This window comes from Nitrospirillum guaranorum (genome assembly GCF_034653275.1).
GTDB lineage: Bacteria > Pseudomonadota > Alphaproteobacteria > Azospirillales > Azospirillaceae > Nitrospirillum.
Genome location: NZ_JAYEES010000003.1, coordinates 1,612,162 through 1,634,873 on the forward strand (window position 1 = coordinate 1,612,162; position 22,712 = coordinate 1,634,873).

The 22,712-nt window shown below is 68.6% G+C and carries 22 protein-coding genes; 15 read left to right on the top strand and 7 right to left on the bottom strand.

Annotation, left to right across the window (positions count from 1 at the left end):
• Positions 1–29 precede the first annotated feature (29 nt).
• The 6 genes from UAJ10_RS16370 to bla all read left to right on the top strand — a co-directional run bounded on the left by UAJ10_RS16370 (position 30) and on the right by bla (position 5,668).
• Positions 30–797: an ABC transporter ATP-binding protein gene (locus tag UAJ10_RS16370; protein ID WP_322916291.1), complete on the top strand. Its 768-nt coding sequence runs from the start codon at positions 30–32 to the stop codon at positions 795–797.
• Between the two features lie 21 nt (positions 798–818).
• Positions 819–1,787 carry an MlaD family protein gene (locus tag UAJ10_RS16375; protein WP_040846323.1) on the top strand — a complete coding sequence of 323 codons (969 nt, stop codon included), beginning with the start codon at positions 819–821 and terminating at the stop codon, positions 1,785–1,787.
• Positions 1,784–2,446 (top strand): ABC-type transport auxiliary lipoprotein family protein, encoded by a 663-nt coding sequence (locus tag UAJ10_RS16380; protein WP_322916292.1) that lies wholly within the window; start codon positions 1,784–1,786, stop codon positions 2,444–2,446. Before UAJ10_RS16375 ends, UAJ10_RS16380 begins: the two co-directional genes overlap by 4 nt.
• 15 nt (positions 2,447–2,461) lie before the next feature.
• The gene (locus UAJ10_RS16385; RefSeq protein WP_322916293.1) at positions 2,462–3,241 is read left to right on the top strand and encodes a DUF6969 family protein; all 780 of its coding nucleotides are present in this window, start codon (positions 2,462–2,464) and stop codon (positions 3,239–3,241) included.
• A gap of 215 nt (positions 3,242–3,456) precedes the next feature.
• Positions 3,457–4,563 (top strand): SpbR family protein, encoded by a 1,107-nt coding sequence (gene spbR / locus UAJ10_RS16390; RefSeq protein WP_322916294.1) that lies wholly within the window; start codon positions 3,457–3,459, stop codon positions 4,561–4,563.
• A 100-nt stretch (positions 4,564–4,663) separates the two neighbouring features.
• A complete protein-coding gene (gene bla, locus UAJ10_RS16395) occupies positions 4,664–5,668 on the top strand; it encodes a class A beta-lactamase (protein WP_322916295.1) in 1,005 nt (334 codons plus the stop codon).
• Here bla and hrpB read toward each other — a convergent pair.
• Positions 5,665–8,172 carry an ATP-dependent helicase HrpB gene (gene hrpB / locus UAJ10_RS16400; protein ID WP_322917341.1) on the bottom strand — a complete coding sequence of 836 codons (2,508 nt, stop codon included), beginning with the start codon at positions 8,170–8,172 and terminating at the stop codon, positions 5,665–5,667. The genes bla and hrpB overlap by 4 nt on opposite strands.
• Positions 8,173–8,266: 94 nt before the next feature.
• Here hrpB and UAJ10_RS16405 point away from each other — a divergent pair, with 94 nt between their 5' ends.
• On the top strand, positions 8,267–8,623 hold the full coding sequence (locus UAJ10_RS16405) for a DUF1428 domain-containing protein (RefSeq protein WP_322916296.1): 357 nt from the start codon (positions 8,267–8,269) through the stop codon (positions 8,621–8,623).
• A 1-nt stretch (position 8,624) separates the two neighbouring features.
• Here the strand turns inward: UAJ10_RS16405 and UAJ10_RS16410 are convergent, their stop codons facing one another.
• Positions 8,625–9,047, bottom strand: a complete 423-nt coding sequence (locus UAJ10_RS16410) for a response regulator (RefSeq protein ID WP_322916297.1) — start codon at positions 9,045–9,047, stop codon at positions 8,625–8,627.
• Positions 9,048–9,405: 358 nt separating this feature from the next.
• Between UAJ10_RS16410 and UAJ10_RS16415 the strand changes: the two genes are divergently transcribed.
• Both UAJ10_RS16415 and pssA read left to right on the top strand, forming a co-directional pair.
• Positions 9,406–10,098: a phosphatidylserine decarboxylase gene (locus tag UAJ10_RS16415; RefSeq protein ID WP_322916298.1), complete on the top strand. Its 693-nt coding sequence runs from the start codon at positions 9,406–9,408 to the stop codon at positions 10,096–10,098.
• Positions 10,098–11,081, top strand: coding sequence for a CDP-diacylglycerol--serine O-phosphatidyltransferase (gene pssA, locus UAJ10_RS16420; protein WP_322916299.1), 984 nt, complete (start codon positions 10,098–10,100; stop codon positions 11,079–11,081). Before UAJ10_RS16415 ends, pssA begins: the two co-directional genes overlap by 1 nt.
• A 7-nt stretch (positions 11,082–11,088) precedes the next feature.
• Here pssA and UAJ10_RS16425 read toward each other — a convergent pair whose 3' ends face one another.
• The 3 genes from UAJ10_RS16425 to UAJ10_RS16435 form a co-directional block, all read right to left on the bottom strand.
• Entirely contained in the window at positions 11,089–11,940 is an 852-nt protein-coding gene (locus UAJ10_RS16425; RefSeq protein ID WP_322916300.1) for a class I SAM-dependent methyltransferase, read from the bottom strand.
• A complete protein-coding gene (locus tag UAJ10_RS16430) occupies positions 11,937–12,254 on the bottom strand; it encodes a hypothetical protein (RefSeq protein ID WP_322916301.1) in 318 nt (105 codons plus the stop codon). The genes UAJ10_RS16425 and UAJ10_RS16430 overlap by 4 nt, the downstream gene beginning before the upstream one ends.
• A 115-nt stretch (positions 12,255–12,369) precedes the next feature.
• Positions 12,370–12,708 (bottom strand): hypothetical protein, encoded by a 339-nt coding sequence (locus tag UAJ10_RS16435; RefSeq protein ID WP_322916302.1) that lies wholly within the window; start codon positions 12,706–12,708, stop codon positions 12,370–12,372.
• Between the two features lie 263 nt (positions 12,709–12,971).
• On the opposite strand from UAJ10_RS16435, the gene UAJ10_RS16440 reads away from it, so the two are divergent.
• Both UAJ10_RS16440 and UAJ10_RS16445 read left to right on the top strand, forming a co-directional pair.
• Positions 12,972–13,649 carry a response regulator gene (locus UAJ10_RS16440; protein WP_322916303.1) on the top strand — a complete coding sequence of 226 codons (678 nt, stop codon included), beginning with the start codon at positions 12,972–12,974 and terminating at the stop codon, positions 13,647–13,649.
• A gap of 64 nt (positions 13,650–13,713) precedes the next feature.
• On the top strand, positions 13,714–14,244 hold the full coding sequence (locus UAJ10_RS16445) for a hypothetical protein (RefSeq protein ID WP_322916304.1): 531 nt from the start codon (positions 13,714–13,716) through the stop codon (positions 14,242–14,244).
• Between the two features lie 56 nt (positions 14,245–14,300).
• Here the strand turns inward: UAJ10_RS16445 and UAJ10_RS16450 are convergent, their stop codons facing one another.
• The gene (locus UAJ10_RS16450; protein ID WP_322916305.1) at positions 14,301–16,784 is read right to left on the bottom strand and encodes a Tex family protein; all 2,484 of its coding nucleotides are present in this window, start codon (positions 16,782–16,784) and stop codon (positions 14,301–14,303) included.
• A 537-nt stretch (positions 16,785–17,321) separates the two neighbouring features.
• Between UAJ10_RS16450 and UAJ10_RS16455 the strand changes: the two genes are divergently transcribed.
• The 4 genes from UAJ10_RS16455 (at position 17,322) to UAJ10_RS16470 (ending at position 22,212) form a co-directional block, all read left to right on the top strand.
• Entirely contained in the window at positions 17,322–17,978 is a 657-nt protein-coding gene (locus UAJ10_RS16455) for a tetratricopeptide repeat protein (protein ID WP_322916306.1), read from the top strand.
• Positions 17,975–19,405, top strand: coding sequence for an outer membrane protein assembly factor BamB family protein (locus UAJ10_RS16460; RefSeq protein WP_322916307.1), 1,431 nt, complete (start codon positions 17,975–17,977; stop codon positions 19,403–19,405). The genes UAJ10_RS16455 and UAJ10_RS16460 overlap by 4 nt, the downstream gene beginning before the upstream one ends.
• Positions 19,406–19,417: 12 nt before the next feature.
• The gene (gene der, locus UAJ10_RS16465; protein ID WP_322916308.1) at positions 19,418–20,806 is read left to right on the top strand and encodes a ribosome biogenesis GTPase Der; all 1,389 of its coding nucleotides are present in this window, start codon (positions 19,418–19,420) and stop codon (positions 20,804–20,806) included.
• A gap of 197 nt (positions 20,807–21,003) precedes the next feature.
• Positions 21,004–22,212 (top strand): hypothetical protein, encoded by a 1,209-nt coding sequence (locus tag UAJ10_RS16470; protein ID WP_322916309.1) that lies wholly within the window; start codon positions 21,004–21,006, stop codon positions 22,210–22,212.
• Positions 22,213–22,261: 49 nt separating this feature from the next.
• Here UAJ10_RS16470 and sciP read toward each other — a convergent pair whose 3' ends face one another.
• Positions 22,262–22,618: a CtrA inhibitor SciP gene (gene sciP, locus UAJ10_RS16475; RefSeq protein WP_322916310.1), complete on the bottom strand. Its 357-nt coding sequence runs from the start codon at positions 22,616–22,618 to the stop codon at positions 22,262–22,264.
• Positions 22,619–22,712 lie beyond the last annotated feature (94 nt).

A 22,712-nucleotide genomic window follows, 5' to 3' on the forward strand; every position in this document is an offset into this window, starting at 1 on the left:
GCCTTGGCAACTCAGAGGGGGGCAGCCCCATGGGAGACAACGTCGCGCCGGTCATCCAGGTGCGCGGCCTGGTCACGCGCTTCGGCCGGCAGACGGTGCATGACGGCGTGGACCTGGACGTGCGCCGGGGCGAGGTGCTGGGCGTGGTCGGCGGGTCGGGCACCGGCAAGTCGGTGCTGCTGAAGGAGATCATCGGCCTGCTGCGCCCCACCGCCGGCCGGGTGGAGGTGCTGGGCACCAACATGTGGACGGCCGACAGCGCTGCCCGCCGCAACATCCAGAGCCGCTGGGGCGTGCTGTTCCAGGACGGCGCGCTGTTCAGCTCCATGACCGTGGCGGAGAACGTCATGGTGGCGCTGAAGGAACATACGGATCTGGAGGACTGCTTGATCCAGGAACTGGCCCGCATCAAGATTTCCATGGTGGGCCTGCCGCCGGACAGCTGTTCCAAATACCCGTCCCAACTGTCGGGCGGCATGCGCAAGCGCGCCGGCCTGGCCCGCGCCCTGGCGCTGGACCCGGAAATCCTGTTCCTGGATGAGCCGACGGCCGGCCTGGACCCCATCGGCGCGGCCGCCTTCGATACGCTGATCGGGACATTACAGCGCAGCTTGGGCCTGACCGTCGTCATGGTTACCCATGATTTGGACAGCCTTTATGCCATTTGCGATCGCATCGCGGTGCTGGTCGACCGTAAGATGAAAGTGGGAACCATTGACATGTTGCTGGCGGACACGCATCCCTGGATCCACGACTACTTCCATGGACCGCGCGGCCGCGCGGTCGTGAAGAGCTGAGCAGTTAGGGGCTGAATTCACATGGAAACGCGCGCCAGCTACGCGCTCGTCGGCGGGTTCATCCTGGCACTGACGGCGGCCCTGTTCATCGCCATCGTCTGGCTGGCCAAGGTCCAGTTCGACAAGGCGTCGACCCCTTACCGCATCTATTTCTCCGGCTCCGTCACCGGCCTGGTGGCGGGCAGCCCCGTGCGCTATCGCGGCGTGGCCGTGGGCCGCGTCACCGACATCCGCATCGATCCCGGCAACGTGGAACGCATCGAGGTGAAGGTGGAGGTGCCCAAGGACACCCCCATCAAGTCCGATGCCGTGGCCTCGCTGGAGCCGGTGGGGGTTACCGGCGGCGTCTATGTCGAGATCGCCGGCGGCAGCCAGGAGGCGCCGCTGCTGCGCGAGACGCAGAACGACGTCGACGTGCCCGTCATCCCCTCCCGCCCTAGCAACATCGCCTCGCTGCTGCAAGAGGCGCCGCACCTGCTGGAAAACCTGATCAAGCTGTCGGACAGCCTGGCGGGCTTCATGACGCCGGACAACCAGAAGGCCTTCGCCTCCATGCTGGCCAACCTGGCCTCCACCGCCGGCGCCGCCAACGGCACGGTGCAGGACGCCGGCCATCTGGTGAACGAACTGCGCGGCAGCGTGCGCGAGATCAGCAAGCAGACCGAGGCGCTGCTGGTCGATACCCGCACCACCGTGAACACCGTGGGCAGCGACGCCAAGCGCATCAGCGGCAACCTGAACCAGTCGGCGGAGGACGTGAAGGTCCTGACCCGCAACCTGAACCAGACCGTGGAGCAGCTGCGCGGCATGGTGGAGGAGAATCGGGGGCCCATCCGCGACTTCACCTCCAGCGGGCTCTATGACCTGACCCAGCTGATCGGTGACCTGCGCACGCTCAGCAACAACCTGTCGCGGGTGACCAACCGTATCGAGAACGATCCGTCCGGCTTCCTGTTCGGTGGCCGGCAGCGTGGGGTGGAGGTGAAATGAGGGGGGCCCACAAGGGTGCGATTAGCCGTCGCCGCCTGCTGGCGCGCGGGATGGGGGTGATGGGCGGGGGCCTGGCGCTGGGGGCGCTGCCAGCTTGCTCCGTGTTCGACAGCCCGCCGCACGTGGTGCGGCTGACGGCGGCGCGCGAGTTCTCACCGGCCCCGCCCGTGGGCTGGCAACTGCTGGTGGGCGTGCCCACCACCACCTCGGTGCTGAACACCACGCGGGTCGCGCTGCGCCGCCTGGAAGGGGACTTCGGCTATTTCGACGCCGAGTGGCAGGACCCGATGCCGGAGATGGTGCAGGGCCTGTTGATCGAGTCCTTCGAATATTCCGGCCGCGTCCCGGGCGTGGGGCGCGAAGGCTCCGGTCTGCGCGCCGACTATGTCCTGCTGACCGACATTCGTGACTTTCAGGCGGAATATCCCCACGCGACGGTGGACGACGTGCCCACCGTGCATGTCCGCGTCCAGTGCAAGATCGTGACGCTGCCCCGCCGCACCATCCAGGAAAGCCAAGGCTTCGAGATCCGGGTGCCGGCCAAGTCCACGGGCTTTCCCGCCGTGCTGGCGGCCTATGACGAGGCCTTCCACACGCTGGCCCGGCAGGTGGCCGAGTGGGCCTTGCAGCCCGGGCGGCGCGCCGGCGGCGGCGTCTGAGGAAAGGGGACGGCCATGCCCTTCCTCCGGGGCCCCGCGCGCGGCAGTTCCGTTGTCGATGGCCTGCCGTACGAGACCTTGACCCGGCTGGTGGAGGCCGCGCGCGAAGTCGGCTTGTGCACGCGGGTGCTGGCCAAGACAGGCGACACGGTGCTGAGCGAGGTTTTGCGCGACGTCCTGCCGCCGCTGGACCCCTGGCGGCATCATCCGCCGGGGGATGTCTACGACAGCGAATACCACGCCCAATACTACTTCCATGCCCACCCGGAGTCGGAACTGGTGGGGGAGGAGATGGGGCACTTTCACACCTTCATGCGGCCCCTGGGCATGCCGGACGGGGTGGCGCCGGCGCCCTTGCCCGATCTGCAGCCCGACACCGACGGCAACGCCGCGCTCAGCCACTTGGTCGGGATTTCGGTCGATGGCATGGGCCGGGTGACACGGTTGTTCACCACCAACCGTTGGGTGACGGGGGAAACATGGTACGCGGCGGCCGACGTGGTGCGGATGCTGGAAGGCTTCCAGATCGACCATGCCCGGCCGTCCTGGCCGCTGAACCGCTGGATCACCGCGGTCGTCAACCTATACCGTGATGAAATTATTGAGCTTTTGCAGGAGAGGGATGCGGCGGTGGCTCGCTGGCAGGCGGACCACCCCGGCAGTTACGTCTATGACGACCGCGCGTTGGAGGTGACGTCGGAACGGCTGGTGGACGTGGACGGCCGCATCCAGGAGTTGGAGCGCGCGCTGCGTCGGCGCAACCGCCAACAATCCCCTATGGGCGATCCCGCGTAGCAGCCCCTGGGGTTAGGCGGGGAATATCACCCAAATGGCGTTGGCCAAGACGGGGAAGGCTGTATTATTAGTGGGCAATGGTCACCCGACGTGCATCGGGGGCCTTAATGGTGGTGAAGCCTGGTACCCCCGGTCCGGCCGCGCATGGCGGCCCAGGGGTGGGGATGGAAAGCCAGGTGGCCGGTCGGTAGCGAAGGGAGCGGGTTGCCCTGCCAATGTCCGAGACCTTGACGCATCAGGATGTGCAACGGCTTCTGGCCGATCCGTCCGCCACGACCCGGGCCGAAATGGCCACCAAGGTTGCCGCCCAGTTCGGCGCCGATCAGCTTTCCCCGTCCGAACGGGCCCTGGCCGAGGATATCGTCCGTCTGATGGCGCGCGACGCCGCCGTGCGCGTCCGCTCCGCCCTGTCGGAAAGCCTGAAGACCTATCCCGCGATTCCCCGCGACGTCGCTTTGCAATTGGCGCGCGACGTGGAAGAGGTGTCGCTGCCCTTCATCGAACTGTCGTCGGTGTTGACCGACGCCGATCTGATCGAACTGATCAAGACCGGTTCGGAGGCCAAACAATCGGCCGTGGCCAAGCGTCCCGACGTGTCCGAGGGCGTGGCCGACGCGCTGGTGGATAATGGCGCCGAGACCGCGGTCGCCACGCTGATGGCCAACGAGGCCGCCAAGGTGACGGAAGCGGCGCTGACCCGCGTGCTGAACCGCTTCCCCAAGAGCGACGCCGTCCACGCCCCCCTGATCGAGCGCGGCAGCCTGCCGGTCACCATCGCCGAGCGCCTGGTGACCATGGTGTCGGAACAGCTGCGCGAGCGGCTGGTGGAGCGTCATGAGCTGCCGGCCGACATCGCCAGCGACATCGTCCTGCAAGGCCGCGAGAAGGCGACCTATGGACTGGTGGGGGTCGCCACCGACGCCCAGCTGGAAACGCTGGTGGAGCAGTTGTACCGCAACGGCCGCCTGTCGCCGTCGCTGCTGCTGCGGTCGCTGTGCATGGGGGACGTGGCTTTCTTCGAAGTGGCGCTGGCCCAGCTGGCCCGCATCCCCACGCCCAACGCCCGCATGCTGATCCACGATGCCGGCAAGCTGGGCATGAAGGCGTTGTTCGACCGCACCGGCATGCCGCAGTCGATCTATCCGGCCATCAAGGTGGCGCTGGACGTCGCCAGCGAGACGGAGTTCGACGGCGGTGAGCATGACCTGGAGCGCCACCGCCGCAAGATGCTGGAACGCATCCTCACCCAGTTCGAGGAAATGGCCAGCGACGACCTGGACTATCTGCTGAGCAAGCTGACGGACCTGACCACCAAGGTCTGACCTTGGTCGGTTTGGCGGCCACGCCGCCACCACAGTTTCAGGGCACTCCTCCATGGCCGCCGATCCTTGGCCGGCCCGAGAGGGATGGGGATTTTCCTAAATGCTGACATCGACGCTGCGCGCCGCCTGCGCCGCCGCCTTGTGCCTTGCCGTCGCCGCGCCCGCGGGCGCCGGGACCCTGGACATGCCGGCGCTGCAGGCGCGCCTGGACCAGCTGGCCCAGGGCTTCCCCGGCCGTGCCGGCATCGCCGTGCGTGATCCCGCCACCGGCGCGGTGGCGGGGGTCAAGGCGCAGGAACGCTTTCCCGAGCAGAGCGTGTTCAAGCTGACCGTGGCCATCGCGCTGCTGGACCTGGTGGACAAGGGCGCCATGGACCTGAAGCAAAAGGTCACGCTTTATCCCAAGGACCGTTCCGTCTATTGGCAGCCGCTGGCCAAGAACATCACCCCCGCCGGCTGGACCACCACGCTGGACGACCTGATGGCGCGCATGGTGGCGGACAGCGACAACGTCGCCGCCGACACGGTGCTGCGCCTGATCGGCGGCCCGGCCACGGTGCAGGCCGCGCTGATCGCCCGGGGGTTGGACGGCATCCGCGTCGACCGGGATGAGCGCCACTTGCAAAGCGACATCCTGGGTCTGACCTGGAAGGACGCCTATGTCGAACCGGCGGCGTTCCAGGCCGCGGCCGACGCCGTGCCGGTCGCCACCCGCCTCGCCAAGCGTGAGGCCTACCTCAGCGACCCGCGCGACACGGCCCAACCGGCCACCATGGCCCTGCTGCTGGAGCGACTGGAAAAAGGCGAGCTGCTGAGCCCCGCCGGCACCCGCCGCCTGCTGGACATCCTGGACCACACCACCACCCAGCCCAACCGGCTGAAGGCTGGACTTAGCGCCGGCTGGGCCGTGGCGCACAAGCCGGGGGCGGGACCTTCCGTCGAGGGCGTGACCCTGGCCAACAACGACGTGGGCCTGATGACGGCGCCGGACGGCCACCGCTACGCCGTGGCGGTCTACGTCGCCAGCGTGCAAGGCCCCCGGGAGCGGGCGGACGCCTTCATCGCCAGCGTGGCGCGGGCGGTGGTCGAAAGCTGGAGGCCCTAAGTGCCCCTGCGCTTGGCCCGGGCCGTCGGCTCCGCCTCCAGGGGGTTGTCGGGCCAATAGTGGCGCGGGTAGCGGCCCGCCAAATCCTTCTTCACGTCGCGGTAGGTGTTGGCCCAGAAGGAGGCCAGGTCGCGGGTGACCTGGATGGGGCGGTGGGCGGGCGACAGCAGGTGCAGCAGCACGGGCACGCCCGCCACCGTCGGCGTCTGCGGCAGGCCGAACAGCTCCTGCAGGCGCACGGCCAGGGTGGGGATTTCGCCGGAATAGTCGATGGGCAGGCGCGACCCGCTGGGCACGTCGATGTGGGTGGGCGCCTGGCGCTCCAACTCCTGGCCCTGGGCCCAGTCCAGCATGCCGGTCAGCGCGCTGTGCAGGTCCACGCGCGGCAGATGGCCGGCGCGGCTGATGCCCGTCAGATAGGGGGCAAGCCAAGTCTCCAGGGTGGCCAGCAGCGCTTCGTCCGACAGGTCTGGCCAGACATCCTGCCCACCGGCGCGGTGCAGGAAGCGCACGCGCTCCCGCCATGCCTCCAGCGTCTTGGTCCAGGGCAGGGCCGCGAGCCCCATCTCCCGGATGCCGGCCATCATGGCGGCGGCCATGGCCTCGGCCGAGGGCTGGCTCAGCGCCTCGTCCTTCAGCACCAGGCCGAACAGGCGGCGGCGCCGGCGGGCCAGCACGGCCTGTTCCCGCCCGTCCCAGCTCACCAGCTCTTCCGTCACGATGCGGTCGGCGTAGATCTCTTCGATCTCCTCCCGCGTGATGGGGGCCGCCAGGTAGATGCGGGCCTCGCGCGCGTCGCCGTCCAGGTCGCCCACCGCCAGCCAATCCTGGCGGGACAGGGCATCGGCGCTGTCCAGCACCGCCCCCTTGCCATTGGCCAGGCGGTACTGGCCCTGGCTGCCGGGGCGCTTCTGCGCCAGGCGGTCGGGATAGGCCAGCGCCAGCAGGCGGCCGGCATCCTCCCCCGTGAACGACCGGTCGGTGATGCGCAGTTGGCGCATGGTCTGGCGGGCGCTTTCCCGGATCTGGCGCAGGGCGTTGCGGTCGGCGGCACCGCTGTCCTGGCCGGACAGCAGGTCCAGCCGGCGGCGCAGGTCGGCATCGCGGGCAATGCCGCGCAGGGGATCCCGTTCCTCCAGCAGGGCCGCCAGGTGGGCGGCGGCGGCGCCCAATCCCATCTCCACGCCTGTCAGCACCATGTGGGCCAGGCGCGGATGCATGCCCAGCGTGGCCATGCGGCGGCCGTGGGCGGTGATCCTGGACTCGCCGTCCAGGGCGCCCAGTTGGCCCAGCAGGGTGCGGGCCTGGGCCAAGGGGGCCGCCGGGGGCAGGTCCAGCCAGGGCAGGGCGGTCACGTCATCGACGCCCCAGGCCGCAAGCTCCAGCGCCAGGGGGGCCAGGTCGGCGCGCAGGATTTCCGGCGGGGCGTAGGGCGTCAGCGCCCGGTCCGCCTGTTCGCTCCACAGCCGATAGCAGACGCCGGGTTGCAGGCGGCCGGCGCGACCCCGGCGCTGGTCGGCGGAGGCGCGGGAGACGCGGGCCGTCTCCAGCCGGTTCATGCCGCTGCCGGGATCGAAGCGGCCCAGGCGGGCCTGGCCGGCGTCGACCACGATGCGGATGCCGTCGATGGTCAGGCTGGTTTCGGCGATGGCGGTGGCCAGCACCACTTTGCGCTGGCCGGCTGGAGCCGGGCGGATGGCCGCCTCCTGCTGATCCAGCGCCAAGTCGCCATAGAGGGGGGCGACCAGCACGTCGCGGGGCAGCCCCAGGTCGGCCAGGGCCTTTTCGGTGCGCCGGATTTCGCCGGTTCCGGGCAGGAAGACCAGGGCGCTGCCCGGCTCCTCCATCAGCGCGCGCTTGACCACGCGGGCCACGGCCGTCTCCAGCCGATCGGTGGGCGCGGGTTCCACCCAGCGCGTCTCCACCGGAAAGGCGCGACCCTCGCTGGTCACCATGGGCGCGTCGGCCTGCCCGCCGTTGGCCAGCAGCTTGGCCACGGCGGCGCCATCCAGCGTGGCCGACATGACCAGCAGGCGCAGATCCTCGCGCAACAGTCCCTGGGCCTGCAGGCAAAAGGCCAGGGCCAGGTCTGCGTCCAGGCTGCGTTCGTGGAATTCGTCGAACAGCACGGCGCCCACGCCGTCCAGCGACGGGTCGCCCTGCAGCTGGCGCAGGAAAAGGCCTTCCGTCACCACTTCGATCCGGGTCGCCGGTCCGACGCGCGTGTCCAGGCGGACGCGGTATCCCACTGTCCCGCCCACGGCCTCGCCCAGGGTGTCGGCCATGCGCTTGGCGGCGGCGCGGGCGGCCAGGCGCCGGGGTTCCAGCATGACGATCTTCTGCCCAGCCAGCCAGGGCTGGTCCAGCAGGGCCAAGGGCACGCGCGTGGTCTTGCCGGCGCCGGGGGCGGCCTGCAGCACGGCGTTGGGCGTGCCGGCCAGGACGCGCAGCAGGTCCGGCAGCACGGCATCGATGGGAAGGGCGGTCTGGTCGATGGGCGGCATGGCGCCGTCATAGCGCGCGTCCGCGCCCGCTGCCAGCCCTACCGGCATTTTGCTATCATGCGGACCCACGCGTCATCCGAAGGGGGGCTGGGTCATGTACGTCGTCGGGGTCGTTATTCCCGTGCCTGGGGATAAGAAGGACGCCTATCGCGCCTGGTCGGAGAACAGCGCCGCGCTGTTCAAGGAATTTGGCTGCCTGGAAATCGTCGAGTCCTGGGAAGACCATGTCCCGGACGGCAAGCAGACCGACATGCGCCGCGCGGTGGCGGCCCAGCCGGGGGAGAAGATCGTCTTTTCCTGGCAGGTGTGGCCGGACAAGCAGACGCTGGACGCGGCTGAAGAGAAGATGCGCGACGACAGGCGCTTCGACATTCCAGTTGACATGCCGTTCGACGCCAAGCGGTTGATCTACGGCTGCTTCAGCCCGCTGCACGTCATGGGGCGCGACTAGCTCAGGCCAGACTCAGGGCTTCCAGGCTGCGCTGGAAGTCTTCCGGCCGGTAGGGCTTGGTGATGAAGCCCAGGGAGACGGAATGGACGCGGTTGCGCAGGGTGTTGGCGTCGACGGCGCTGGTGAACAGGCTGCGGATTCCGAAGCGCTTCCAGATGCGCTCCGCCGCTTCCACGCCGTCGTCGCCCCCGCGCAGCATGACGTCCATCAGCACCAGGTCGGGACGGTGATGGTCCACCGCCTCCACCGCCTCTTCCACCGACGCGGCCACGGCACACACCTCGTGCCCCTGCTGCAATAGGATTTGCTGGAGGCCGAGGGCGATCAGTGCCTCATCCTCCACGACCACGATGCGATAACGGGGATGACGGGCCGTGGAGGACCGCTGGGTCAGTTCCCGATCGATTGTCTGTTCGGCACGCACGGCGGAGCAACCTGTCAACATCGCAAGAAACACCAGGACGCGCCGTTGCCAGGGGCCGACCCAGATTGGCTACATTTTTGCGTAAAACGACGTGAAAGGGTATCCGCCCTTGAGGCGGAGACCGGTAGGCAACCTGTCATAGTTCACAGGGTGGAGCGCAGTGTGCAGCTGCCGACCTTGGCGTATGGCCAAAAAAAGCCTTGAACAGCCAGGACCCCTCCGCCGTTAGCCCGAACGACATGCAATGGCACTTAAAATCCGGACCGGCCCTGTCTACACTGCGGCGGTCTACCCATCTCCCCGGGGCCCGGCCTATATCCCTTGGCCCCATCCCCGGGGCCGCCTTTGGAAAGTGCAAATGTCCGCTCTCAGCACCGTCATCGTGCCGATCAACCGCGCCGGTTGGCCCTTCATCCTGGCCTTCGCCGTGGTCACCCTCATCCTGTTCTGGCTCTCCACCTTCCTGGGCTGGATCGGGGTGATCCTGACGGCATGGTGCGTCTACTTCTTCCGGGACCCCGACCGCGTGGTGCCCACCCGCCCCGGCCTGATGGTCAGCCCGGCCGACGGCCTGGTGCAGATGATCACCAAGGCGGTGCCGCCGCCCGAGCTGGGCATGGGGCCGGAGCCGCTGACCCGCATCAGCATTTTCCTGAACGTGTTCAACGTGCACATCAACCGCACCCCCGTCGAGGGCACGGTGACGCGCGCCGAATACCACCCGGGCAAGTTCCTGAACGCGGCCCTGGATAAGGCCAGCGACCTGAATGAACGCATGAGCATCCGCCTGGCCATGCCCGACGGGCGCGAGATCGCCTTCGTGCAGATCGCCGGCCTGGTGGCCCGCCGCATCATCTGCACCCTGAAGCCGGGGCAGAGCGTATCGACCGGGGAGCGCTACGGCCTGATCCGCTTCGGCAGCCGCACCGACATCTACCTGCCGGATGGCGTGCAGCCCCTGGTGGTCGTCGGCCAGAAGGCGCTGGGTGGCGAGACCATCCTGGCCGACCTGGCCAGCACGGAACCGCAGCGTCAGGGCGTGGTGCGCTGATGGTGCAACGTCCCCCGAGGGCAGGCGGGGGGGCGCTGGGACGGCGGCGCCGGGCCATCCGGCCGCCGCGCCTGGGTGGCCTCACCATCAACAAGCTGTTGCCCAACATGCTGACGGTGCTGGCCCTGTCGGCCGGCATGACGGGCATCCGCTTCGCCACCGAGCAGCGCTGGGAACACGCGGTCGTCGCCATCGTGGTGGCGGCCGTGCTGGACGCGCTGGACGGCCGCATCGCCCGCCTGCTGAACGCGCAGAGCAAGTTCGGGGCGGAGCTGGACAGCCTGTCCGACGTGGTCAGCTTCGGCGTGGCCCCGGCCATGATCCTGTACATGTGGGGCCTGAACGAGGCGCGCAGCTTCGGCTGGATCGCCTGCCTGCTGTTCGGGGCCTGCGCCGCCCTGCGCCTGGCCCGCTTCAACACCGCCTTGGGGTCGGCCGCGCAGAAGCCGGTGTGGGCCTACAACTACTTCACCGGCGTGCCGGCCCCGGCCGGCGCCGGGCTGGCCTTGCTGCCCATCGTCGCCAGTTTCGAGATGGGGCGGACGGTGGTGGGCCACCCGGCCTTCGTCGTGGTGTGGACCGTGGGCATGGCGGCCTTGATGATCAGCGCCATCCCCACCTTTTCCCTGAAGGGGCTGCGCATCCACCCGCGCTATGTCGTCTTCATTTTCCTGGGCCTGGTGCTGCTGGCGGCCGGTGTCGTCAGCGCGCCCTGGACCACCCTGCTGATCCTCGGGGTGGGCTATCTCGCCACGCTGCCCTTCAGCGTGCGCCAGTACCAACGCCTGATGACCCAGGCGGAATCACTGGTGGGCGCCGGGCCGGAAGGGCCAGAGGGTGCGATGCCAGAGAGTGCGATGCCAGAGGGCGCAGTGCCGGAGGGCGCGTTGACGCAAGGCATCGTGGCACGGGAAAGCGTGGTGGACCCGATGGCCGGCGAACCGCCGGTGCCGCCGCCGGATGGCACGGCGACGCGGCCCTGACAGGCGCTTATTTGTGAGCCACCAGCAGGCGGGCATGGAGATGGACGGGTATCTTCCCGTCCATTTCCGTTTCCAGCGCCACCGCGGCGGTGACGCGATCCTCCACCGCCCCGCGCTCCTCGGCCGACAGCCGGGCCAGGGCGGGGGTGAAGGCCATGTCCAGGGTAGGGCGCCAAAAGGGCTTGGCGGCGTCGGCCAGGGCCGATTGCTCCAATGAGGTTTCCGACACGGTGTCGAAGCCTGCGTCCAGGAACAAGCGGCCCAGCGCGCCCTCCTCGGCGAAGCGGAACAGCACGGCCAGCTCCGGCACGCCGCCCAGCGCCTCATCCAGAAGGCGGAATAGGGTGTTGCCAGCTTTCGGGCCCCAGCACAGCAAGGCGGCGATGCCGCCCGGGCGCAAGACGCGACGCATCTCCGCCACGGCGCCGACCGCGTTCGGCACGAACATCAGGCCAAAGCGGCAGCTGATCCTATCGACGCTGGAGGGGGCCAGGGGCAGGGCGGTCATGTCGGCCGCCAGGAAGGAAAGGGCGGCGATACCGGCCCCGCGCCGCCGGGCGCCGGCCAGCATGGCCGGCACCAGGTCGCTGGCCAGCACGCGTCCCCCGGTGGAACCTTCGGTCGGCCCCATGCCCTTGGCCGCGGTGATCGCCGGTTCGCCGGCGCCGCTGGCCAAATCAAGAAGCGTGTGGTGTGGGTGAAGCGCCAGGGCGGCCAGCAGCGGTTGGTTCAGGCGGGCGGCGGGATCCGCCATGCTGTCGGCCCAGCGGTCCCAGGCTTGGCCGCTGTCATGCCAGCGGCGTATCTCCCGTTCGCGGACGGGATGCGGGTCGGCGGCCGGGGGGCCGCCGGCGCTCAATGCAGGACCCGGGGGTAGCGGTCCTGTGGCTCATAACCGCCGTCGGCCAGACGGTGGCGCAGCATGTCCACCTCTTCCGTCAGGCGCTGGTTGAACTCGCCCAGCCGTTCCACCTGGCCGGCCAGATCGGTCAGGTCGCGTTGCAGCCGCGTCAGGTGGTCCGAGGCCGTGCGGGCCAGGTTCGACTGGCGCACGGCCAGGCGGCCCAGGCGGCGCCAGACATAACCGATGGTCATGCCGGCGGCGGCCAGCACGGCGACGCAGGCGAAGACCAGGAACAGGGCGGGGTGGGCGTTGTCCAACTGCGAAAGCATCTGCGTTCAACCATGGCGGCCGCGGGTTCAAGGGCGGCGGTCGAAGGGGGCGGTGACCTCTTTTACAAATAAGCGTGGCACCGTCTGGTGAAAAGGCCGCGTGTGCGGCGGCACCTCACGACAGGCTGGTCGTGGGCTCGGTCACGGCTTCCGGCGTCAGGGCGGCCAGTTTGTCGCCAAAGGCGCGCAGAACCGGCAGGAAACGGTCGATCTGGTCACGGGTGACGTGGGCGTCCGTGCGCAGGATGATGTCGGGCGCCGCCTGCAGCAGCTGAGTCATGCGGAAAGGGCCGATCTGATCATCCAGGAACATGGACAGTCCCATCAGCATGCCCAGGGTCACGTCGTCCGGCGCGCTGGGGATGTTCAGCACATCGTGCAGCTGTTCCATCAGCGTGTAGGTCAGGACGGACGTGCGTTCGATGAGGTTGTTCTGGGGGATAGGCCGGGACATGGGACTGGCGCTCCTTATCAACACCTGCCCGGTTCAGGGACCCGCGCGCGGCGATTCCATCCGGGGATGAGCGAACCATAGGCCGCCGCTTGTCACCAAACCGTTAACTGCGCAAGAACGGCGCGCATGCCGCACTGTGCGGGGGGATAGGGTGAAGATCGGGCGCGGGGCGCGGTATGGTTCCCGCCGCATTAAGCCGCGCGCAGGGCGAAGGAAGGGGCTACACTGCCGGCCAAACGGGGGCCGGCTGGGCATCAGGCGATATGGCATCAGCAAAGTCCGGAAAATACTACCGCCTGGACGGTTTGAGCGTCCTGGTGGCCGACGACAACCGCTTCGTGCGCACCATCCTGGTCACGGTGCTGCGGGGCCTGGGCGTCGGCCGCGTGTTGCAGGCGGAGAATGGCGAGGAGGCGACCGCCATCTTGGACGTGTCGACGCAGATCCAGGGGGCCAGCGACATCGACATCGTCTTCGCCGACCACCTCATGGCGCCCGTGGATGGGCTGGAACTGCTGAAGTGGGTGCGTGAGCACGACCACGACAAGCTGAAGTTCATCCCCTACATCATGATGAGCGGCGAGGCGGACGAGAACGCCGTGCGCATGGCGCGCGACGGCGGGGTCACGGAATACCTGGCCAAGCCCATGTCGGTGGCCAACGTCGCGTCGCGTCTGGTGGCCATCGTCGACAAGCCGCGGCCTTTCATTCGCGCGCCCGGCTATATCGGGCCTGACCGGCGGCGGCAGACCCTGCCCTATTCCGGGGATGATCGCCGCGTCATGGCGGGGCACCGCGTGACGCTGGACGGGGCCCCGGCGCCCATCGAGGACGAGGCGCTGCCGCCCGTCGGCCAAGCCGTGCCCGAGGTGCCGGCCGAGGGGGCGGGCGGGGCCGGTGGCGAGCCGGCCGTACCGCCCTCGTCGGAAACTGTGGACTAACACCGATGGTGGGATATGCCGACCGGCTTCTGGAAAGTTGTGATCCCCTACGGGAGGGACGGGTATGACGGACAAGTCCGATAAAGGCCTGCCTGGTAAGGGCACCCGGGTGGTGGAGATCATCGAACTGCCGAACAAGCTGCGCGCCAAGGTCGGCGGGGCGGCGGGCAAGCCCGGGCAGATCGACCCGGCGGCCATCGACCGCGCCAGTCGCCATGTGGCCCGCATGGCGGAAGCGCACCAGACCCAGACCCGCATCGACCTGACGACGTTGCAGGCCGCGTTCGAGCAGGCCAAGCGCGACACGGAGCATCGTGCCCAGCATTTGCGCAAGGTCTATAAGATTTCCGACGGCATCATGACCCTGGGGCGGACCTTCGGCTACAACCTGCTGTCCGATTTCGCCAATTCCATGAACCACTTCCTGGTGGATCTGGAAAACCCCACCGATGCCCTGCTGACCGTGGTGGGCCTGCACATCGACGCCATGCATGTCGTGGTGCGCGACGACATCAAGGGCGACGGAGGCGAGCTGGGGCAGGCCTTGACCAAGTCCCTGGCCCTGGCCCGCGCCAAGCTGATTCATAAACGTTAAGGGGCGCCAGCGGCGTGAGCCGGTGGCCCATGCCGCTGGGGCTCGCGCCTTTCTGCTTACTTGTCCTTGCGCGCGCGGGCGAAGGCGTCGGCCAGGGCGCCGCCGAAGGCGTTGCCGAAGCTGCCGCCGCGCAACTCTTGAGGCTTGCCGCCGCCCTGGTTGGGGCGGGGGCCGTTGGGCTTGCGGTCGCCCTGTGGACGGTCCCCGGTGGGACGGTCCCCGGCGGGACGGTCGCTGTTCGGGCGGCTGCCTTGGGGACGGTTGCCGCCGGGGCCGCGATTGTCGCCACGGTTGCCCGGGCGGGCGTCGTCCTGGCCCCCCTGGGCGCGGCTGCCGCCGTTGCCGGCCGGACGGGCCGCCTGTTCCTCAAGCCGCATGGTCAGGGCGACGCGGCGGCGCTTCAGGTCCACCTCCAGCACCTTGACCTTGACGATGTCGCCGGCGGTGACGACGGCATGCGGGTCCTTCACGAACTTGCCGGCCAGTTGGCTGATGTGCACCAGGCCATCCTGGTGCACGCCCACGTCAACGAAGGCGCCGAAAGCGGTGACGTTGGTGACCACGCCTTCCAGCACCATGCCGGGCTGAAGGTCCTTCAGCTCCTCCACGCCGTCCTTGAAGGCGGCGGTCTTGAACTCGGGGCGCGGGTCGCGGCCGGGCTTCTCCAGTTCCTTAAGGATATCCTCAACCGTTGGGATACCGAAACGATCGTCGGCGTAGTCTGCCGGATCCAGGCTGCGCAGGAAGGGCACATCGCCGATCAGCGTCGCCAGGGTCCGCCCAGTCTTGGCCAGGATACGCTCGACCACCGCGTAGGACTCCGGATGCACGGCGGAGCCGTCCAGCGCGGTGTCGCCGTCGCGGATGCGCAGGAAACCGGCGGCCTGTTCGAAGGCTTTGGGCCCCAGGCGCGACACGTCCAGCAGCTGGCGGCGGTTGCGGAAGGCGCCGTGCGCGTCCCGGTAATCGACGATGTTGCGGGCGATGCTGTCGCTCAGGCCCGACACCCGGGCCAGCAGGGGCACCGAGGCGGTGTTGAGGTCCACGCCCACGCCGTTCACGCAATCCTCGACCACGGCGTCCAGGGTGCGGGCCAGTTTGGTGGGGCTGACGTCATGCTGGTACTGGCCGACGCCGATGGACTTGGGGTCGATCTTCACCAGCTCGGCCAGCGGGTCCTGCAGGCGCCGCGCGATGGAGACGGCGCCGCGCAGGCTGACGTCCAGATTGGGGAATTCCTTGGCCGCCACTTCCGATGCAGAATAGACCGAGGCGCCGGCCTCCGAGACCATGATCTTGGTCAGCTTCAGCTGCGGGAACTGGGCCATGACGTCGGCGGCCAGCTTGTCCGTCTCGCGCGACGCTGTGCCGTTGCCAATGGCGATCAGGCCGACGTTGTGCCGGCCGGCCAGGGCCGCCAGCGTGGCGACCGAACCCACCCAATCGCGGCGCGGCTCGTGCGGGTAGATGGTGGTGGTCTCCAGCAGCTTGCCTGTGGCGTCCACCACGGCGACCTTCACGCCGGTGCGGATGCCCGGGTCCAGGCCCAAGGTGGCGCGCTGGCCGGCGGGCGGCGCCAGCAGCAGGCCCTTCAGGTTGCGGCCGAAGACGGCGATGGCCTCATCCTCCGCCCGGTCGCGCACCGTGCCCATCAGGTCCAGTTCCAGATGCAGCGCGATCTTGGTGCGCCAGGCCCAGCGACAGGTGTCCAGCAGCCAGCGGTCGGCGGCCCGGCCCCGGTCCTGGATGCCGAATTGGTTGGCGATGGCCGCCTCGCAGGGGTGTTGCTGGCCCGGGGCGGGATCCTCGCCGACCTTCAGGGCCAGGTCCAGGATGCCGCCGGCGCGGCCGCGGAACAGGGCCAGCGCGCGGTGCGAGGGCAGGCCCGCCAGCGGCTCCGCCTTGTCGAAATAGTCGGAGAACTTGGCGCCCTCCTCGGCCTTGCCCTCCACGACGGTGGAGACGATGCGGCCGTGTTCCTGGCAATAACCGCGCAGGAAACCCAGCAGCTCGGCGTTTTCGCCCATGCGTTCCACCAGGATGGCGCGGGCGCCGTCCAGGGCCGCCTTGGTGTCGGCGACACCCTTTTCGGCATCGACGTAGGGGGTGGCGCTGGCTTCCGGGTCGTGGGTCGGGTCGTTCAGCAGCAGGTCGGCCAAGGGCTCCAGCCCCGCCTCCCGCGCGATCATGGCCTTGGTCCGGCGCTTGGGCTTGTAGGGCAGGTACAAATCCTCCAGCCGCGTCTTGGTGTCGGCGGTGGCGATCTGGGTCTGCAACTCGGGCGTCAGCTTGCCCTGTTCCTCGATGGACTTGAGGATGGTGGCGCGCCGCTCCTCCATCTCACGCAGATAGCGCAGGCGCTCATCCAGCGTGCGGAGCTGGGTGTCGTCCAGGCCGCCGGTCGCCTCCTTGCGGTAGCGGGCGATGAAGGGCACGGTCGAGCCTTCGTCCAGCAGGGCGACCGCCGCCGCCACCTGTTCGGGGCGGGCGGAAAGTTCGGTGGCGATAAGGCCGACGATGCGGCGCGCGGTATCGGTCATGGCGGCTTTGAATCAGGCGTGGTGGCAGCGGCGGGTTCCCCCCGGCGGGGGCCCAGGCTCATTACCGCGACGCGGCGGGGATCGCCAGTCTTTGCTGCGCCTACTCCCTTGGGTGGGGATTATCCACCTTTCGGGCAGGGGACTCGGGGTGGTCGACGGCGCACCACCCCTGGCTGTTTCAGGGCGCCCGCCACTATTCCTGGGGCATCCTTCCGATGGGTCTTTCCCTTTTGGACAGGGGAGGGACGTTTTTCCATGTGTCGCTCCACAGACTTATCCACAGGGCCGGATTATTTCGCGCGGCAAAAACAACCGACCGATAGGAAATGCCCTCTCCGCCCGTGCCAAGGGCGACTGATTTAATCTATGCTGCCCGCCCGGCCGCGATTGGCGGGGTGCCGCCGCTGGCCTTCAGGGGATGGCGGGCAGGGGGATTGGGGGACATTCGATCCGGACTTTCCTTGACCGTCACGCGCCCCTCTGGTATCGGCGCGGATTGCTGTTATGGTGCCGGCCTCGGTGTCGAAGAGTGAGCTGATGAGCGATATTTTTCGCGAGGTCGATGACGACCTTCGCCGTGAACGACTGGAAAAACTGTGGCGCCGGGTGGGGCCTTACCTGCTGGCGGGGGCTGTGGCCATCCTGGCGGGCACGGCCGCCTACGTGGCCTGGGACCAGTACCGCACCCGCCAGGCGATCGAGCGCACCAGCGCCCTGATCTCCGCCACGGAAAAGGTGTCGCCCGCGATTGAGAGCGGCAACGCCAAGGACGCGCTGGCCGCCCTGGCGGCGGTGACGCCCAAGCTGGGCGGCGCGCCGGCCACGCTGGCCCGCCTGCAGGAGGCTGGGCTGAAGGCCGCCAGCGGCGACGCCGCCGGCGCCATCGCCATCTACGACCAGGTCGCCGGCAGCGCCGACAACGATCCGCTGTTCCGCGATCTGGCGCAGATCCTGGCCGTGATGCAGCAGGTGGATACCGGCAATCCGGCGCAGCTTCAGTCCCGCATCGCGGGCCTGACCAAGGGCCCGTGGCGCTACACCGCGCAGGAGCTGTCGGGCCTGCTGTATCTGCGTGCCAACGACCTGGCCAAGGCCAGGGAGATTTTCCAGTCCCTGTCCGTCGATCCGGCCGCACCCCAGGGCGTCCGCGCCCGCGCCGCCGATCTCGTCGCCCTCTACGCCGAGCAGAAATGATCAACAAGAACGCCGTCACCGGCCTGCCCTCCACCGAGGCCTTCGCCCGTGCCCCCGCCGTCCGGTCGTCGTCCGCCCGCCCCATGCGGGTCCGCCGCGCCGTCGGCCTCAGCACCGCGTTGGTGGCCTGCATGCTGCTGACCGGCTGCGGCATGTTCGACTGGCTGGGCTTCGGCGATGACAACAAGCCTAAGGAAAAGCTGGCCGGCAACCGCATCTCGGTGCTGCAGCTGGACCAGCAGATCGAGCCGGACAGCCAGGCGCAATCCAAGCAGGTGACCCTGCCGGACGCGGTGACCAACACCGACTGGGCTCAGCCCGGCGGCAACGCGGCCCACAATCCGGGCCACGTCACCCTGCCCAAGACCCTGAAAGAGGCCTGGAAGGTCAGCATTGAGGGCTCCTCCAGCGACAACCGCCTGCTGGACGGCCCGGTGGTTTCCGAGGGCAAGGTCTATCTGCTTGACACCGACTTCGTGCTGCACGCCTTCGACGAGGCCACCGGCAAGAAGGTCTGGGACAGCGAGATGAAGCGGCCGGAGCAGGAAGGCTCCGCCATGGGCGGCGGCGTCGCGGTTGGCGACGGCGCGGTGTTCGTGACCACCGGCTACGGCGAGGCCATCAAGGTCGATCCCAAGGATGGCAAGGTCACCTGGCGGCAGCGTATCGCCGCCCCCATCCGTTCCGGCCCCACTGTCGCCGGCGGCCGCGTGTTCGTCGTGACCATCGACAACCAGTGCATCGTCCTGGCCTCCAACAACCGCGTGCTGCAGTGGACGCACGCCGGTTTCCCTGAGCCGGCCGCCCTGCTGGGCGGCGCCAGCGCCGCGGTCGAGAACGACATCACCATCATCCCCTATTCCTCGGGCGAGCTGTACGCCCTGCGTGTCGACAACGGCCATCCGGCATGGAGCGACAACCTGGCGTCCTCGCGCCGGGGCGCCAACCTGGCCAACCTGGCGGACATCAAGGGCTTGCCCGTGGTGGATCGCGGGCTGGTCTACGCCATCAGCTATTCCGGCCGCATGGTCGCCATCGACCAGCGCACCGGCCAGCACGTCTGGGAACAGGACGTGGGCGGCCAGAACCAGCCGGCCGTGGTCGGTGACTGGGTGTTCGTCGTGAACAACGAGGCCCAGCTGGTGGCGCTGACACGCGACACCGGTCGCGTCCGCTGGATCAAACAGCTGGAACGCTGGGAGAATCCGGAGAAGCGCAAGGATCCGATTAACTGGGTTGGTCCTATTGCAGCCGGTGGACGCTTGATTATGGCCAACAGCCTGGGGCAGGTTGTGGAAGCGTCGCCCACCAACGGCGACATCCTCAACAAGATGGAGTTCGACGACCCGATCAGCGTTGCCCCCATTGTGGTCAACAACACCCTGTTTGTGCTGACGGACGACGGCGATCTCTTCGCGTATCGATAAGGCGTTTTAGTTATGGCGAGTCCCCGCCGCTTGACGGTCGCTATCATCGGCCGGCCCAATGTCGGCAAGTCGACTCTGTTCAATCGACTTGCCGGTAAGAAGCTGGCCATTGTCGACGATACCCCGGGCGTCACCCGGGACTGGCGATCCGCCGACGGCTACCTGGCCGGCATCGAGCTGACGGTGGTGGACACCGCCGGCCTGGAAGAGGCGTTCGACGACAGCCTGGAGGCGCGCATGCGCCGCCAGACGGAACGCGCGATCGAACGGGCCGACGTCGGCCTGTTCATCGTGGACGCCCGCGCCGGCATCACGCCGCTGGACCGCCACTTCGCCGCCTGGCTGCGCAAGGGCAAGACGCCCATCATCCTGGTGGCAAACAAGTGCGAGGGCAACGCCGGCAAGCCCGGGCTCATGGAATGCTATGAGCTGGGGCTGGGCGATCCGGTCCCCCTGTCCGCCGAGCATGGCGAGGGCATGGCCGACCTGGTGGACGCCCTCACCCCCTACCTGCCCCCCGACGAGCCCGGGGAAGAGGAGGCGGAGGAGGAGGGCCCCCTGGACGACGAGGCGGCCGAGGCCCGGGACAACGCCAAGCCCCTGCAGTTGGCCATCGTCGGCCGCCCCAACGTGGGCAAGTCCACCCTGCTGAACAGCCTGCTGGGCGAGGAGCGTGTGCTGACCGGTCCCGAGGCCGGCATGACCCGCGACGCCATCGCCGCGGAATGGACCTGGCGTGATCGCCCGGTGAAGCTGGTCGACACCGCCGGCCTGCGCCGCCGCGCCCGCGTGGAAGACAAGCTGGAAAAGCTGGCGGTGGCCGACACCCTGCGGGTGGTGCGCATGGCCCATGTGGTGGTGCTGGTGCTGGACGCCGACGCCATCTTGGACAAGCAGGACCTGACCATCGCCCGCCAGGTGATCGAGGAAGGCCGCGGCCTGGTCATCGCCGTCAACAAGTGGGACGCCGTGGCCAACCGCGCCGAGGCCCTGCAGCAGCTGAGCGACCGGCTGGAGACGTCGCTGCCGCAGGTGCGGGGCATTCCCACCATCACCATCTCCGCCCTGAAGCAGCAGAAGCTGGACGTTCTGCTGGACGCGGCGTTCGAGGTCTACCGCCTGTGGAACCGCCGCATCCCCACGGCCCAGCTGAACCGCTGGCTGCAGGGCATGCTGGAATCGCACCCGCCGCCCCTGGTGGACGGCCGCCGCCTGAAGATCCGCTACATGACCCAGGTGAAGGCCCGCCCGCCGACCTTCGCTCTGTTCAGCAGCCGCCCGGTGGAAATCCCGGAACATTACACGCGGTACCTGATCAACGGCCTGCGTGAGACGTTCAAGCTGCCGGCCGTTCCCCTGCGCTTCCTGCTGCGCAAGGGCAGCGACAACCCGTTCGACTGATCAGGCGGCGCCCCGTTATCCAGGTTGACTGCCCATCGCAAAAAGGGAAGCGGTCCTCCGCTTCCCTTTTTGTTGGAAGACGCGCACAGGGGGCGGCTTTTCTATTTCCTTCTGAGGAAGAGGGCGATCGCCTATAGTGTCTTTGAAAGTCGAATCCGGGCCGCCGGGTCGCGAGGCTGGGGACGCAGGGCTGGGACATGGGATTGAAATTCCGCAGCTGCAAGTTTGAGCTGCTGGGCCTGGAAGAGGGCCGCTGGACCATCCTTTTCATTGGTGACACCGAGGAAATGGCGGTGGCCGAGGCCAACCGGCGGTTGGCCCAGGGCAAGTTGAAGGCCGTGCGCGTCATGGCCGTGCGCACGGTCATGAACGCCTTTCCCACCGGCACCCTGGTGTTCGAGAAGACCGCGCCCGAAGTGGTGAAGCCCAGCGTGCTGCGTGAGGCGCCGGATGGCACGCCGCTCTGCTCCGCGCCGGAAGACCTGTACGGCCGCCAGTCGCGCCGCGCCATCGCGCTGATCCTGAGGGATTACCTGACCCGCCAACAGATTAGCCCGACGGAACTTTTGCACGGGGCCACCCATCTCCGCCGGTTGCAGGACACGGGCGCCATGCTGCAGGCGGCGCTGCACAAGGCGGCCACGGTCCAGTCCAAGGTGACGGGCCAGAATACCCGCGCCCGTATCGCCGACCTGGACCGCTATGTCGATGTCGTCGCCCAGAAAGCCCGCGACTTCCAGGCGAACAGCCGCAAATGGTCCGTGCCCCTGAATGGCAGCGCGGCGGAACTCAGCGCCGCGGTGGAGCGGCTGGTTGGGCCGGAAGGGCACGACCATGCCTTTTACAGCCTGCTGACCGTGCGGCTGGCGGGTATCCGCACCCTGGGCGGCAAGCTGGAGGAGGTGATGCGGCTGGCCACGCCGGAGACGCCGTGGCGGCTGCAGGAGATGCTGGGCGGCATCGCCGCCGACCTGCTGCGTTTTTCCGACGTCATCCAGGATCTGTTCGGCAACCAGCGCTGCCTGTCCGATTTCCTGATCGCGCTGATCGACCTGCTGCGCGACCCGGTGGCCGTGGCGACGAAGGCCGATGCTGAAAGCAAGGTGCCCACGCCCATGGGCCTGCTGGCCCGGCTGCTGGCCGAAGACCGGCTGCCGGAGGGGCGGGAAGTGTTGCTGGAATGGCTGACCACGGAGTTGGCCAGCGAGCATCCGTTGAACCGCCACGACCCCAAGAGCGAAGGCAGCGAGCTTACCCGCGTCGCCGTGGCGCTGACGGCCGACGGCGCCATCGTCGGCGGGGAAGTCGTGGAACAGGCGCTGGCGGCGCGCCGGTTGATCCAGCGCCAACAGACCCTGCGAAGCGAGGGCCTGCACATCATCGCCGATAGTCTGAAGCCGAACTGATTCGGGTAGCCGAAGGGCGCCACCGGGAGAGGCGCCCTCGGGGATTCCCTCAACCCACGGCCGCCAGGGGGTCCTGGTCGTCGGCGTTGCCCGGGCCGCGGCGGTAATCCTGCAGGCGGGTGGTGCGCAGGGCGCGGGGGCCATGGGCGTCGATCAGCCGCTGCCACGACAGGAACTCTTCCTCCGACAGGGTATAACGCGCGCAGGCCTCCTGCATGCTCAGCAGGCCGCTGCGCACCCCATCCACCACCTGCGCCTTGCGCCGCATCACCCACCGCTTGGTGTCGGGCGGCGGAAGGTCGTCCAGGGTCAAGCCTCGGCCCGGCGCGGCGGCCTTGGCCGCGTTACGACCGTTCCCCCCGGTCAACAGCGCGCGGGGGCCGCGTCCGGCTTCCTGTGCCGACATGCCTTACCTCATACAGTGCCTGTGCGCCCTGGACTCCACCAGGGCCTGCAGCACCATAAGGGCGGGGGCGTTAAGAAGAACTGAACGCCCCTAT